Annotated in this window: 12 protein-coding genes and 1 tRNA gene; 3 read left to right on the forward strand and 10 right to left on the reverse strand. The window is 59.5% G+C overall.

What is annotated here, in order from left to right; all coding sequences use genetic code 11:
• Positions 1 to 173 precede the first annotated feature (173 nt).
• Complete coding sequence (locus H8S57_RS03350) at positions 174 to 1307, forward strand: IS3 family transposase (RefSeq protein ID WP_024722898.1); 1134 nt, start codon at positions 174 to 176, stop codon at positions 1305 to 1307.
• A 196-nt stretch (positions 1308 to 1503) separates the two neighbouring features.
• On the opposite strand, the gene H8S57_RS03355 is transcribed toward H8S57_RS03350, so the two are convergent.
• Positions 1504 to 1580 (reverse strand) — tRNA-Arg (locus H8S57_RS03355).
• A 715-nt stretch (positions 1581 to 2295) separates the two neighbouring features.
• Here H8S57_RS03355 and typA point away from each other — a divergent pair.
• Positions 2296 to 4119: a translational GTPase TypA gene (typA, locus tag H8S57_RS03360; RefSeq protein WP_186906667.1), complete on the forward strand. Its 1824-nt coding sequence runs from the start codon at positions 2296 to 2298 to the stop codon at positions 4117 to 4119.
• Positions 4120 to 4380: 261 nt separating this feature from the next.
• Here typA and H8S57_RS03365 read toward each other — a convergent pair whose 3' ends face one another.
• Together H8S57_RS03365 and lplA are read right to left on the reverse strand one after the other, a co-directional pair.
• Complete coding sequence (locus H8S57_RS03365) at positions 4381 to 5541, reverse strand: hypothetical protein (RefSeq protein WP_186906668.1); 1161 nt, start codon at positions 5539 to 5541, stop codon at positions 4381 to 4383.
• 255 nt (positions 5542 to 5796) lie between these two features.
• Entirely contained in the window at positions 5797 to 6789 is a 993-nt protein-coding gene (gene lplA / locus H8S57_RS03370) for a lipoate--protein ligase (protein ID WP_186906669.1), read from the reverse strand.
• A 157-nt stretch (positions 6790 to 6946) separates the two neighbouring features.
• On the opposite strand from lplA, the gene H8S57_RS03375 reads away from it, so the two are divergent.
• Positions 6947 to 7204, forward strand: a complete 258-nt coding sequence (locus H8S57_RS03375; RefSeq protein WP_186906670.1) for a YcxB family protein — start codon at positions 6947 to 6949, stop codon at positions 7202 to 7204.
• Between the two features lie 377 nt (positions 7205 to 7581).
• On the opposite strand, the gene H8S57_RS03380 is transcribed toward H8S57_RS03375, so the two are convergent.
• The 7 genes from H8S57_RS03380 to H8S57_RS03410 all read right to left on the reverse strand — a co-directional run bounded on the left by H8S57_RS03380 (position 7582) and on the right by H8S57_RS03410 (position 13547).
• On the reverse strand, positions 7582 to 8238 hold the full coding sequence (locus H8S57_RS03380) for a M15 family metallopeptidase (RefSeq protein WP_186906671.1): 657 nt from the start codon (positions 8236 to 8238) through the stop codon (positions 7582 to 7584).
• Positions 8231 to 8596 (reverse strand): hypothetical protein, encoded by a 366-nt coding sequence (locus H8S57_RS03385; protein ID WP_186906672.1) that lies wholly within the window; start codon positions 8594 to 8596, stop codon positions 8231 to 8233. Before H8S57_RS03385 ends, H8S57_RS03380 begins: the two co-directional genes overlap by 8 nt.
• Positions 8597 to 8953: 357 nt before the next feature.
• Positions 8954 to 9196, reverse strand: a complete 243-nt coding sequence (locus H8S57_RS03390; RefSeq protein WP_186906673.1) for an RNA-binding S4 domain-containing protein — start codon at positions 9194 to 9196, stop codon at positions 8954 to 8956.
• Between the two features lie 109 nt (positions 9197 to 9305).
• Positions 9306 to 9581 carry a non-specific DNA-binding protein Hbs gene (hbs, locus tag H8S57_RS03395; protein WP_186906674.1) on the reverse strand — a complete coding sequence of 92 codons (276 nt, stop codon included), beginning with the start codon at positions 9579 to 9581 and terminating at the stop codon, positions 9306 to 9308.
• A gap of 67 nt (positions 9582 to 9648) precedes the next feature.
• Positions 9649 to 10437 (reverse strand): nucleoside triphosphate pyrophosphohydrolase, encoded by a 789-nt coding sequence (mazG, locus tag H8S57_RS03400; protein WP_186906675.1) that lies wholly within the window; start codon positions 10435 to 10437, stop codon positions 9649 to 9651.
• Between the two features lie 37 nt (positions 10438 to 10474).
• Positions 10475 to 12232 (reverse strand): putative polysaccharide biosynthesis protein, encoded by a 1758-nt coding sequence (locus tag H8S57_RS03405; RefSeq protein ID WP_186906676.1) that lies wholly within the window; start codon positions 12230 to 12232, stop codon positions 10475 to 10477.
• A 13-nt stretch (positions 12233 to 12245) separates the two neighbouring features.
• Positions 12246 to 13547 carry an amidohydrolase family protein gene (locus tag H8S57_RS03410; protein ID WP_186906677.1) on the reverse strand — a complete coding sequence of 434 codons (1302 nt, stop codon included), beginning with the start codon at positions 13545 to 13547 and terminating at the stop codon, positions 12246 to 12248.
• Positions 13548 to 13558: the final 11 nt, after the last annotated feature.

Genomic DNA, 13558 nt, shown 5'->3' on the forward strand with positions numbered 1-13558 from the left:
GGCTTCAACCGTCGACGCATCGGAGAAACTTCTTGCCGAAGCTATGTCCTTGCTTATAGCGACCTTTTTACATCGGTGCTAATCTCGCGCATCACATTAGCAGCGAAGTCTTGCGAGTTTCCTCGCCTTATTTTCCGTGGTATCCTGACCTAATAACAAAGGAGGATATTGCTATGAAATATTCAAACAAAGAAAAGTTATCCATTGTCGCACGCTGCCAGCAAGGGGAAAGCATTGCCACTCTTTCCAATGAACTCGCTATCCCGCGCAGCACCTTATATCGGTGGCTCAAATCTTTTCCTACGGACAGTGCTGGAAAGCCATTGAAATTTTCCTATCAAGAATATACATTACTCCAGCGTAAAGTTGAAAAATTACAAAATATCATCACGATTCTAAAGTCTGCTGATTGTTTGGTATCCGCACCATTGAGGGAACGGCTTCATGCTTTGGAGCCGTTTTATGGAAAATATGAGATCCATACAATATGCGAAGCTCTGGATGTCGACCGTGGTACATTTTACAACCATATGTTACGAAACAAGCGTGAAAATGCCTGGTTTGAGAAGCGCCGACAAGAGTATTGCCAAGTGATTCGAGATGTGTTTGATGAATATCATCAGGTGTTGGGCGGGGAGAAAATTCGGACGATTCTCATTCAGCGTGGGCATCAAATCAGTGCGGAATATGTCTCACGGCTCATGCGTGAGATGGGCTTGAGCAGTGTTCGGACAACAGCGAAAAAGGAATATCTGAAATTGCGTGAGCCGGAGCGAAAGAAGAACCTCCTACAACAGCAATTTACTGCCACTCAGCCAAATCAGAGGTGGGTCAGCGATGTTAGCTGTTTTAAACTCGGAGATCACTATTTTTATGTCTGCGTGATCATTGATCTCTTCTCCCGTAAAGTAATCGCATATAAGATTTCAAAAAGGAATAGTACGCAACTTATCACCGCAACATTCAAAATGGCATATGAGGAACGCCAACCACCGTCTGGTCTTATTTTTCATAGCGACCGAGGAGCGCAATACACCTCACATCGTTTCCAACAGCTCCTGCATGAACACAATACGGAGCAGTCTTTTTCGCAACCCGGCAAGCCACATGACAATGCGGTCGCAGAATCATTCTTCGCATCGCTGAAAAAAGAAGAACTCTATCGAAGAGAACATCCTTCCGATAGAGCATTTCAAGCCAGTGTTGCCTCCTATATTGAGTTTTACAATACCAAACGACCGCATCGAACATTGAAAAATCTAACACCATGCCAGATGGAAGAAAACTTCAGCAAGAACGACAAATGAGACATCTGTGTTCGAATCGCCTGGTTTTTACGTTTTCTGCTTCGATTTGAAGAGGTTTGAATTTGAGCGTCTCATATTCGCTTTGGTATAATGTCTTCAAAAAACACTGTCATACCAAGGCTTTTGAGGTGCAAAACGACCCTACCCGATCCGCAAGTCTCATCAACTTGTTCGAATTGGGTAGGATCGTTCATTTTGGCACCCCCGGCTGGGTTCGAACCAGTGGCCTGTCGCTTAGGAGGCGACCGCTCTATCCAACTGAGCTACGGGGGCATATACAGAAAATATTCAATTTTACAGGGCTCCAGGATTCGAACGATTCGATTTTTAGGAGGCGACCGCTCTATCCAACTGAGCTACGGGGGCTTATACAGAAAATATTCAATTTTGCAGGGCTGCAGGATTCGAACGATTCGATTTTTAGGAGGCGACCGCTCTATCCAACTGAGCTACGGGGGCTTATACAGAAATTATTCAATTTTACAGGGCTCCAGGATTCGAACGATTCGATTTTTAGGAGGCGGTCGCTCTATACAACTGAGCTACAGGGGCATATGCAAAAATATTCAATTGTGCAACTCCGGTGGACGAGAGATCGCCAAATGTTAGGAGGGCGGTGCTCTGCCCAGCTGAGCTACTGGCGCGTATAAGGGTGGAAAAGGGACGTCTGCCACACCGGGGAACCGGGGGGCGGAACGTTTTGGAGATCCCGCCCGGCGCCGAAAAAAGTCCGCTTTCCCGGGGCGGCGAATAAAACGGGCGCCACAAAACTGCGGGCCTTTGGACGATGCAGCCGCCCCGCCCGGCGGAGGGGATGCGCCGGCGCCTGCTTATTGTAACCCAAAGTGGGTAGCCCTGTCAACGGTATGAAATGATCCGGCAGCGAAAAAATTTGAAAAACACATTGCGTTTTTGGGCCGGTTACGGTATAATACAGGGTCGAGTTTACAACGATATTGTTTGAAAATAGGATTTGAGGTGCACCACTTTGCAGGATACCAAGCTGAGAAATGTAGCCATCATCGCCCACGTCGACCACGGCAAGACCACCCTGGTGGACGAGATGCTCAAGCAGGGCGGCATTTACCGGGAAAATCAGGCCACGGTAGAACGGGTCATGGACTCCAACGATCTGGAGCGTGAGCGCGGCATCACCATTCTGGCCAAGAACACCGCCGTCCATTATAAGGATGTGAAGATCAATATCGTGGATACGCCGGGCCATGCCGACTTTGGCGGCGAGGTAGAGCGCATCCTCAAGATGGTCAACGGCGTCATTCTGCTGGTGGACGCTGCCGAGGGCCCCATGCCCCAGACCCGTTTTGTGCTCTCCAAGGCGTTGGAGCTGGGCCACCGGGTGATCGTGGTGGTCAATAAGATCGACCGGCCCGACCAGCGGATCCACGAGGTGGTGGACGAGGTGCTGGAACTGCTGCTGGATCTGGATGCCACCGACGAGCAGCTGGATTCCCCCATGCTGTTCTGCTCCGGCCGCCAAGGCACCGCCTCCTACTCCCCCGAGGCGGCGGGTACCGACCTGGTGCCGCTGTTCGAGACTATCCTGGATTATATCCCCGCCCCCGAGGCTGATGTGGACGCGCCCTTCCAGATGCTGGTCTCCTCCATTGACTACAATGAGTTTGTGGGGCGCATCGCCATCGGGCGTATCGAGCGGGGCGCCATCAAGCAGAACCAGGACATTGCCGTGTGCAACTATCACAGTGCGGACGCGCCGGCCAAAAAGGCCAAGGCAGTCTCCCTCTACCAGTTCGACGGCCTGGGCCGGGTACCGGTGAGCGAGGCCACCGCCGGCAACATCATTGCCATGAGCGGAATCGGGGAGGTGACCATCGGCGACACCATCTGTGCCCCTGAGGCGGTGGAGCCCATTGAATTTGTGAAGATCTCCGCACCCACCATCGAGATGACCTTCTCGGTCAATGACTCCCCCTTCGCCGGGCGGGAGGGAAAGTTCGTCACCTCCCGCCAGCTGCGGGAGCGCCTGTTCCGGGAGACCATGAAGGATGTGTCCCTGCGGGTCAGCGAGACCGACTCCACCGATTCCTTCAACGTGGCGGGACGGGGCGAGATGTCCCTGTCCATCCTCATCGAGACCATGCGCCGTGAGGGCTACGAGTTCCAGGTCTCGCCCCCTCGTGTGCTGTACCAGGAGATCGACGGGAAGAAGTGCGAGCCCATCGAGCGCCTGGTGGTGGACGTGCCGGCCGACGCGGTGGGCTCTGTTATTGAGAAGATCGGCTCCCGGAAAGGCGATCTGGTGGAAATGACTCCTGTAGGGGAGCGTATGAAGCTGGAATTTCTGGTTCCCGCCCGAGGGTTGTTCGGCTATCGCAACGAATTTCTGACCGATACCAAGGGCGAGGGTATCATGGCCAGCGTCTTTGACTCCTATGCCCCAGTGAAGGGGGAGATCCAGCGCCGCAATTCCGGCTCCCTGGTCTCGTTCGAGACCGGCGAGAGCGTGACGTACGGCCTGTATAACGCCCAGGAGCGTGGAGTGCTGTTCATCGGCGCCGGCGTGCCGGTGTACGCCGGCATGGTGGTGGGCGAGACGCCCAAGCAGGAGGACATCAGCGTCAATATCTGCAAAAAGAAGCAGCTGACCAATATGCGCGCCTCCGGCTCCGACGAGGCCCTGCGGCTGACGCCTCCCCGCCAGATGAGCCTGGAGCAGTGCCTGGAGTTCCTGGCGGATGACGAGCTGCTGGAGGTCACCCCGGAAAATCTGCGGCTGCGTAAGCGGATCCTGAGCCACGCCGACCGGATGAAGGCCCTCAAAGGCGGCAAATAATAAAGCTGGAACGCCCCCCGGCTGCGGCCGGGGGGTGCGTTTCGTTTGCTGCAAATAAAACGGGCAGCCTTGTTGTGCAGGAGACGGCCCGCGGCTGCGCGGGAGCATTTTGCATCCGCCCTCAGACGGGAGAGAACTCTGTGCCTCCAGTCCCGCGCCGCTGTGGACGCGAGAGGGGAACGCACGCCCGGGCCTTGATGGAATTATATGCTGGACCACGGGAAAAAGCCCGCTGCAACCGATCATTGCAGCGGGCTTTTTTTATTCAGCGTCGTCGTTCTTTTTGCCGGTGCGCTTAATCAGCAGACCAATGGCGGCCAGGCTGGCGGCAATGGCGGACAGGCCTGCGGTCACGGTGGGATCCGCCGGCGTCATCGCCGTACCGGTCTGAGGCAGGTCGCCCAGAGGAACGGTTTCCTCCTCAATCTCAATGGTCTCCTCGGGAAGGTCGGTCAGCGGGACCGGGGACTCCTCCAGAACGACTTCGGGCACGGGAGCCAGCGGAGTGGGGTCTTCCAGGATCTCAACCTCAGCAGAGGGCTCGGCGGAAGGCTCGGTGGAGGGCTCAGCGGAAGGCTCGGCGAAAGGCTCAGCGGAAGGCTCAGCGGAAGGCTCGGCGGAAGGCTCAGTGGAAGGCTCAGTGGAAGGCTCAGCGGAAGGCTCAGCGGAAGGCTCAGCGGAAGGCTCGGTGGAAGGCTGAGTGGAAGGCTGAGTGGAAGGCTCGGTGGAGGGCTCAGCGGAAGGCTCGGCGGAGGGCTCGGCGGAAGGCTGAGCGGAAGGCTCGGCGGAGGGCTGAGCGGAGGGCTCGGCGGAAGGCTCGGCGGAAGGCTGAGCGGAGGGCTCGGCGGAGGGCTGAGCAGAAGGCTCGGCGGAGGGCTGAGCAGAAGGCACAGCGGAGGGCTCGGCGGAAGGCTCGGCGGAGGGCTGAGCAGAAGGCACAGCGGAGGGCTCGGCGGAAGGCTCAGCAGAGGGCTGGGTGGAGGGGACTGGATTGGGCTTGACTTCACCTTTGAAGTTGTTCAGGCCCTTATCGTGTTCCGTTCCAATGTTGGCGCCGTTGCCCTCTTGGTGTTTGATGAGGATCGTACCGCTTCCGTTGGCAGTCTTATATCCGATCTCCAGGGACTCGTCCTTGCCAAAATCGAAGCCGTTGTCGGTGCTGCCCATCTCAATGGTAAGTTTGTCACCCTTCAAGACGCCGGTATAAGACTTGTCGCCCACGGTGATGGTCACTTCGTCCTTGTTGTCGGCAATGTCCTTGACGCCGTGAATATGGACCTCCGTCTGACCCGCCCCGGTGGATCCCTTGTCCTCTCCGTTGTCTTTCCCGTTCCCGTTTGCCAGGGCGGAGGGAGTCAGGAGGGACAGGGTCAGAGCGGTTGCGCAGGACAGGGCGGCAATTTTCTGAAAACGTTTGTTCATGGGATGTTCCCCTCTCAACAAAAAATTTGAAGCTGATACCGGGCTGCAGCGGCCCGGTGTTCTCTTGTTGAGTATAGGTTACATCGCAACGGTTACAAATCGCTTATATTTTCAAAAAATTACTCACAAATAGTACAGCAAAGAAAAAGCTGGAATTGCCCGCCGCGGCACAAGCGGCATATGGCCTGTCGCACGCAGGGCGTTTGGGCTGTTTTCAGGGGGGCGGCCTGCCGCCGGGCGCCTGCGGGGGAAGCCTTATTGCAGGAGGATGGAAAGGAAGGTGTCCAGATCCAGGCGGCTGAAATAGCGCCCGATGGCGCAGCCGTCCAGTGCGGCGCGGAGCGCGCCCTCTTCCAGCGCGACCCCCAGCAGCCGCTGGACCAGCGTACCGCTGTCTTCCAGGGAAAAGTAGTCCCCGAAAAAGGCCAGCGCGGCGATGCATCCGTGCTCCACCTCCATGTGGACCTGGATCACGCCGCAGCCCTCCACCCGGCGCTCCTTGCGGATGCGGCAGGCGGGGGAGGCGCCATAATTCCATTCCCAGCGGCGGTACACATCCCGCCGCAGGCGCTCGACCGTGTCCAGGTCCTCCGGTGTGAGAGCATAGGCGGTCAGTGGATAAGCGCGGAACATAGAGCGGCGCAGGATCTCCCGGAAGCCGTCTACCGTCAGGGTCTGGTCTGTGACATAAGGGCGGATGTTGGTCACACGGCTGCGCACCGATTTCAGACCTTTGGATTCGATCTTGTCCGGCTTAACGTTCAGCGCCCGGCTGACCGCCTCCAGGTCGGAGTCATACATCAGGGTTCCATGGTGCATGATGCGGCCCTTCTTCATGTACTGCGCGTTTCCGGAAAATTTCCTGCCCTCGATGGTCATGTCGTTGCGGCCGTTGATCTCCGCGGGAACGCCGAGGCTGCGCAGCGCGTCCATCACGGGCCGGCAGAAGGTGGAAAAGTCAAATTCACTGCCGAAGCGGTTCTCCGCCACAAAGGTAAAATTGAGGTTTCCCAAATCGTGATAGACCGCTCCGCCGCCGGACAGGCGGCGTACCACCGTCACGCCGTGCTCCTTCACATAGTCGGTATTGATCTCCTCCAGCGTGTTCTGGTGCTTGCCCACCACGATGGTGTTGTCGTTCTGCCAGAGCATGAAACAGTCGTCCCGGGGGCCCAGCACGTCAAACACGTACTGTTCCAGCGCCAGGTTCCAGCTGGGGTCTGTCTTGGTGCTTTCCAGATAATACATAGGCGCTCCCTCGCTTGATCGGTATGCGCCGTGCGGCGCGGCACGGCATGCTTGTGCGGTGTTGCCTGAACGTTATCGTATCAGAAAAGGAGGTACGATACAAGCCCCGCCGCAGCGCCTTTTTTACGAGAAGTATATCAATCGTTTTGGACGGCACATGGTGGATCAGACGCCGGTCACCATACGCGATTGCTTTGACGCGCACGGCTACTCCACGGGAACCGGGCGGAGCAGCACCCGCAGCACCTGCGGCGTGATCCGTACCATCTGCGGGGATGCGGGACATTATGTGATCATGCTGGACCGCCGCCGGGGGTTCGTGCTGGACAAGTCCCGCTTCCTCAGCGGGGACCCGGAGGCGTTTGCCTCCTTTTTGGAGCGCTGTACGGGAAAGCGGATCCAAATGGCGCAATGAGCGTACCCCCCTGGGTACAAACAGAACGGGCCGGACGTCTGCTCCATGACGTCCGGCCCGTTCTCAGGAAAGAGGATACAATGAAATGAAAAAGAAACTGTCTCTTGCAAGGAATAGAATACGCGGGAGATGTTAAGGGAAAAAGCGTAAGATGTTACGGGAAGATTAAATCTTGCGCAGAGTTTGTACGCTTATGGTAAATGCAGAACGCGGGCCCGCCGAAAACCGGCGGACCCGCGTTCCTGGTGTTTGAGAGGGAAAGAGAAGAGAGAGGAGGGGTGGTGTGTGTGTTGATCAGTCGCTTCATCCTGACGGGATTATCATAGCGCGTTTTGGAGCGCGGTTGGTGAACAAGATATGAACGGAACGTGAAGGTTTTATGAAAGAAGGGCTTGGGAGGGTTCCGCCTCCAGCAGGCCCAGCCGGTCCAGCCATACGATGGTCTGCAGGCTGCACTCATAGACGTTCACGGCTCCGCTGTCCGCGTCGGCCTGGAGGATGCCCCGGCGGTACGCCTTCTCCGCGCTCCCCCTCGCCCAGTCCGGCATGTCCGAAAACCAGTGGTACAGCTTCATATCCTCGTCCTCCTCTTTGGCCTCCCCTGCGGTCTCCGCGGCACGGTACAGCGGCATGGCGGGCGGATACCGCCCGGCCAGGATCATGCTGCCGGTGTATTTCCCGCCGCCGCTCCACTGCAGATGCGGGCGGTCGGGAAAGGACTTCCACCGCCCGCCCCACTCGAAGCCGACCCGCTCCCCAAGCTCCCCGGCCCGCTGGAAAAACGCCGGGTCGGAGTACTCCTGCCCCTTGACGTTCCTGCAGAAATCGAAGGCCAGCCCCACACCCTGGGCGTGGAAGGTAGGCACGCGCCCTTTGCTGGTCCCGTTCCGGTAGCAGTATTCCTGGTACGCCCGGTCCCGGACCGTGCCGGTGATGCAGACCGCAAGGCCCGCATCCCGGCACAGCTGCATCCAGACCCGGCAGTTGGCCGCCACGTCCGCGCGCAGGTCGTCGATGTCCCGGCTGTTAAGCATCGTCCGTGTCCGGCGTCACCAGAGCGGTCATCATCCGGCAGCGCAGGTTGAGGCTCTTGTCCCCGTCGCTCCACAGCTGGCACAGCTCCTGATAGTGCTCCTTCATGCGCTGGAGCCAGGCGTTGAATTCGGTGTTGACGGCCTGACGCTCCGCCTCGGTGCAGGCATCCCACAGGGCCTTGAGGGCCTTGTAATCCGGGGTGTACCCGGGTCCCAGCGCATAGGACCCGGCATGGACGCCCATGCCCGTGCGGATGTTGTGGAAAAGCAGGTCGGCGGCCACGCCGATGTCCTTGTCCTCCTGTGTTGCGATGCTGTAGCACACGGGGGTGAGCTCGCTCCAGTTGATGTGTTTCATATCGTTCCCTCCTGACTGTATTTGGGGGGGCGGTGCGTCCCTCCCGTTGCTACCGGCAACGGGCGCTTTTGTTGCAGGAGCGGATACAACAAAGGGCGGCGCAGCCTTCGGAAAGGCCGTGCCGCCCCGGTCTGCCGAAAAACGCAAAACCCATACAAGAGGAGAACGGGTTCCGGTATGGGGCCAGCGCCCCCGGCAGGATTTCGCCGCCCGCAGGCGGCGAAATAAGATGAAATACCATTTCCAAGGACATACGCCTTGGAAGAAACACCGCTCGGCCCGCAAGCGTATGAGCGCGGCGAGTGCGCGCCGGGCTGTATCGCGGCTCAAAAATGCCTGCCTTTTTGAGCCGCAGGGTCAGAGCAATTCCCGGTACAGCGCGGGGGCCTCGGCCTTGTTGGCGTGTTCGTCCACAGCCAGGACCTCCACCCGGACGGTGCGTTCGCCAAAGCGCAGTTCCAGCACATCCCCGGGCTTCACGTCGTAGCTGGCCTTGACCGGGCGGCCATTGGCGCTTACCCGGGCGTTGTCGCAGGCCTCGTTGGCCACCGTACGCCGCTTGATGAGTCGTGAGACCTTGAGCCATTTGTCCAATCGCATAAGCTGCCTCCGGAAAAGACGCGGCCCCGGGAGAGCCCGGAGCCGCATGGATTTTAGAAACGTTCCCCCTGCGCGCCCTTTCGCGTCCCGGGCGCTCGGCGCTCCTGTTTTACTTGGAGACGGTGTCCTTCAGGGCCTTGCCGGGCTTGAACACGGGCACCTTGGAGGCGGGGATCTTGATCTCCTCTTTGGTCTTGGGGTTGCGGCCGGTGCGCTCGGCACGGCTCTTGACCTCGAACGCGCCGAAGCCGACCAGCTGCACCTTGTCGCCGTCGGCCAGGGCGCCGGCGATCACATCGATGGTGGCGTTCACAACGGTCTCGGTATCCTTCTTGGACAGGCCGGCCTTCTCGGCGACGGCATTGATCAATTCAGCCTTGTTCATAGTACTTATTCCTCCTATGTTTTTGCGGCGCGGATGCGCCGCTGATATACTTAAAGCGTTGCCGCTTTTAAGTACGTTTGGCACGCTCCCACAGCTTGTCCAGCTCGTCCGGCGTCATGCCTTCCATGCTTCGCCCTTCCCGGACGGCCAGCGCTTCCACCTTGCGGAAGCGGGAGATAAATTTGTCGGTGGCGGCGTTCAGGGCCTGCTCCGGGTCGGCCTTGACAAAGCGGGAGACGTTCACGGCGGAGAAAAGCAGGTCTCCCAATTCCTCTTCCACATTGGTGCCTTGGGCCGCCGCGGCCTTCAGCTCCTCCAGCTCCTCAGACAGCTTGTCCAACGCGCCGGAGATGTCCGGCCAGTCAAAACCGGCCTTTTTCGCCTTTTTCTGCACCTTTTCCGCACGCCACAGGGCGGGCAGAGAGCGGGCCACCGCCTCCAGAGCGTCGGTGTTGGTCTCTTGGCCCTTTTCCACGCGCTTGAGGGCCTCCCAGTTGGACAAAACCTCGCCGGTGCCGGATACGCTCACGTCGCCGAACACATGCGGGTGGCGGTAGATCAGCTTTTTGCAGATGCCGTCGGCCACGCCGTCCAGATCGAAGCGGCCCTCCTCCTGCTCCATACGGGCATGAAGCGCCACCTGGAGCAGCACGTCGCCCAGCTCTTCCTGAAGGTGTTCGGAGCTGCCCTCGTCGATGGCCTCCACGGCCTCGTAGGCCTCCTCCAGGAAATTGCGGCGGATGGAGGCGTGTGTCTGTTCCGCATCCCATGGGCATCCGCCGGGGGCGCGGAGCAGGCGGACGATCTCCTCCAGATCCTTGACGCCATAAGCGTCCTTATACTGAAAATCTACCATATTTCAAGGCCTCCTGCAACCCATATTTCCAAAAAACTCAACGGATATGCAAAATTTTTGCGATTTTTTCACCCTTGGGCATCAGTTCCAGGTCCTCTCTGGAGATGACCCGCAAAGCCAGCACTAAAATTGCATATACCACTACGGCCGCCAGGATGGCGCCGCCCGTGGCCATGGCGTCTTTCAGGAAGCTGCCGCTGAGAAAACGGGCGAACAGCCCGTGGCAGGCCCAGGCCGCGACCGCCATGATGGCGGAGGCGACGAAGGGCTTGACGAAGACCCTGGTATACCGGGGCGGCTGGTGGACCATCCGCTTGATGATGCCCAGATTGAGGATGGAGATCACCGCAAAGCACAAAAGCGTGCCCACCGGCGCGCCGAAGATCATGATCTTCGGGTTGCCCACCAGCGTGTAGTTGGTGGCCAGCTTGATGACGCCGCCGATGACCATGGTGATAATGGGCAGATTCACAATGCCGTTGGCCTGCAGGATGGCGGCGGCCACCACCTGGATGCACACGAAGATGGAGGCAATGCCCAGGATCGAGAGCAGCGGTCCGGCGATGGAGGCGTCCACGTTGCCGACGGTCAGCAGCTGGATGATGGGGCCGCCCAGCGCGAACAGGCCGAAGCCGCAGGGCAGGGCAATGAGGGCGGAGATGCGCATGGCGGATTCGGTGACCCGCTGGGCGCCCAGCCGGTCCCGCCGGGCAAGGCACGCCGAGATGCCGGGCACGATACAGGCGGTGAAGGGCACCATCAGGTTAAAGGGCAGGTTATAGATGCTCATGGTTTTCTGATAGGCGCCGTAGAGGGAGCGGGTGGAATCCAGAACGGGGTTGAGCTCTGTCAGCGGGTTCAGCGCCGCAGCCTCCTGCCAGGCGGTCAGATTGTTCTGGAAGATCGTCACCGACTTGGGGAAGATGTCGAGAAAGCTGTTGGAGATCCCGGACAGGCCGCCCTGGATGGAGGTAAAGACGTTCTGGAGCTGGCCGTTGACCAGGTTGGTGTCGATGAGGGTGACCAGGGACATGGTACAGGAGCTCAAGGTGATGGGGATGGCCAGTTTGAGCAGCCGGGCCAGGATCGTGCTGCCCGGCTCCGGTACGTCGGCGGCGGTCTTCTGCCGCTGCCTGGTCCGCCTGTGGTTGAAAAAGAGGTAGATCACCGACAGGATGCTGCCGATGGACACGCCCAACAGGGCGCCCGCAGCGGAGAGCCGGTCGCGCAGATCCTCCGGCTGGATGGCGGAGCGGAGGATCAGCAGGGCCAGGCCCAGGCCCAGCAGCAGCTTGCACAGGGCCTCGATGATCTGGGAGATGCCGGTGGGCACCATGTTCATGTGGCCCTGGGCGTATCCCCGGAAGGCCGAACAGATGCAGGTGCACAGCACCGCCGGAGCCAGCGCCAGTACGGCATAGACGGCCTTCTCATTTTGCAGGACGTGGGTGGCCACGAACTGGCTGAATACCGACATGCAGATAAAGCTGAATACGCCCATGAACAAAAAGGCGCAGAAGGCCATCCGGAAGACCCGCTCCTTCTGGTTCTCCCGGCCCAGCGCGTTGCACTCGGATACGGTCTTGGACAGGGCCACGGGCAGCCCCGCCGTGGAGATGGTCAGAAAAAAGCTGTAGATATTGTATGCCGCGCCGAAATCGCCGTAGGCCTCGTCGGGCAGCAGGGCGGTCAGCGGGATCTTGTAGATGGCGCCGATGATCTTGACCACGATGGTGGTCACAGTCAGCAGAGCGGCCGCCCCATAAAAGGTGTTCTTTTTCGATTGGCTGGACAAGTGGCAGTCCCCCTTATTTCGTTCCGAAGAGCAGGGGCACGGCATAGTTTGCCACTTCCCGCTTTACTTGCTCGAGATCAATGGTGAGGAAGTCCCCATCCTTGTATATGACCCGGCCGCGGGCCATATTCATGCACACGTCGCCGCCGTGGGCGGCGTAGACCAGGTTGGAAACCGGGTCATGGCAGGGGAACAGGTTCAGGTGGGAGAAGTCCACCAGGATCAGGTCGGCGTCGTAGCCGGGTTCGATCCGCCCGGTCTTTCGGCCCAGCGCCGCCGCGCCGTTGACGGTGGCCATGCGCAGCGCATCCCAGCTTCCCAGGGCCAGGGGATCGCAGGCGGCGCCGTTGTGGAGGATGGCGGCCAGCTTCATCTCCTCGAACATGTCGTGGTTATTGTTGGAGGACACGCCGTCGGTACCCAGGCACACGTTCACGCCCGCCGCCTTCATGGCGGGCACAGGGGCGATCCCGCTGCCCAGCTTCAGGTTGGAGCAGGGGTTGTGGACGGCGGAGACTCCCTTGGCGGCCAGAATGGCCCAATCCTCCGCCGTGGTATAGACGCAGTGGGCGGCAATGCCCCGCACGTCCCAGACGCCGTACCGGTCCAGCGTCTGCACGGGGGTCTTGCCGTGGCGCTGAATGCACTCGGCATGCTCCTTCCGGGTCTCGGAAATGTGTACATGCATGCCCAGGCCGTTGGCCTTGGCAAAATCCGCCGTCCACTTCCAAAGCTCGCTCCGGGACGTATACTCGGCATGGATGGAGGCGTCAAACCGGATCTGCCCGTCTCCGTAGCCGTGCCAGCGCTGGGCCAGGGCCTCCTGGGCCACGCAGTCGTGGCAGGTCTTGGGGTCGAAGACGGGGTCGAAGAGCACCCCGCCGCAGGACAGGTTGGCGCTCAGCCCCGCGGATACCACTTCCTGTGCCACCGCGTCGGTAAACATATACATATCGGCGATGCAGGTGGTGCCGGTGGCGATCATCTCCGCCAGGCCAAGGGCGGTGCAGCAGCGGATGGCCCGCTCGTCCCATCTGGCCTCCACCGGAAAGATATAGTGGTGCAGCCAGTCCTGAAGGTCGTGCCCGTCGCCGTAGCCGCGCATGGCGGTCATGGGCACATGGGTGTGGCAGTTGACCAGGCCCGGCAGCAGCACGTTGCCCTTCCCGTCGATCTGGCGGCCGGTAAAGCCCTGGGGCCGCTGGTCGCCCACGGAGACGATCTTGCTGCCCTCCACCAGAACATAGGCGTGGGGCAGCACGGTCCCGGCCTCGTCCATGCGCACGGCGGTACAATTATAGATGAGTATAGCCATTTCATGCTCCT

This window comes from Lawsonibacter hominis (genome assembly GCF_014287895.1).
Taxonomy (GTDB): domain Bacteria; phylum Bacillota; class Clostridia; order Oscillospirales; family Oscillospiraceae; genus Lawsonibacter_A; species Lawsonibacter_A hominis.

Coding starts and splice junctions, on each gene's coding strand:
- H8S57_RS03375 (WP_186906670.1), top strand. CDS start 6,947: ATGGTGGATCAGACGCCGGTCACCATACGCGATTGCTTTGACGCGCAC.
- H8S57_RS03390 (WP_186906673.1), bottom strand. CDS start 9,196: ATGCGATTGGACAAATGGCTCAAGGTCTCACGACTCATCAAGCGGCGT.
- H8S57_RS03365 (WP_186906668.1), bottom strand. CDS start 5,541: ATGAACAAACGTTTTCAGAAAATTGCCGCCCTGTCCTGCGCAACCGCT.
- H8S57_RS03410 (WP_186906677.1), bottom strand. CDS start 13,547: ATGGCTATACTCATCTATAATTGTACCGCCGTGCGCATGGACGAGGCC.
- lplA (WP_186906669.1), bottom strand. CDS start 6,789: ATGTATTATCTGGAAAGCACCAAGACAGACCCCAGCTGGAACCTGGCG.
- H8S57_RS03380 (WP_186906671.1), bottom strand. CDS start 8,238: ATGCTTAACAGCCGGGACATCGACGACCTGCGCGCGGACGTGGCGGCC.
- H8S57_RS03350 (WP_024722898.1), top strand. CDS start 174: ATGAAATATTCAAACAAAGAAAAGTTATCCATTGTCGCACGCTGCCAG.
- H8S57_RS03385 (WP_186906672.1), bottom strand. CDS start 8,596: ATGAAACACATCAACTGGAGCGAGCTCACCCCCGTGTGCTACAGCATC.
- hbs (WP_186906674.1), bottom strand. CDS start 9,581: ATGAACAAGGCTGAATTGATCAATGCCGTCGCCGAGAAGGCCGGCCTG.
- mazG (WP_186906675.1), bottom strand. CDS start 10,437: ATGGTAGATTTTCAGTATAAGGACGCTTATGGCGTCAAGGATCTGGAG.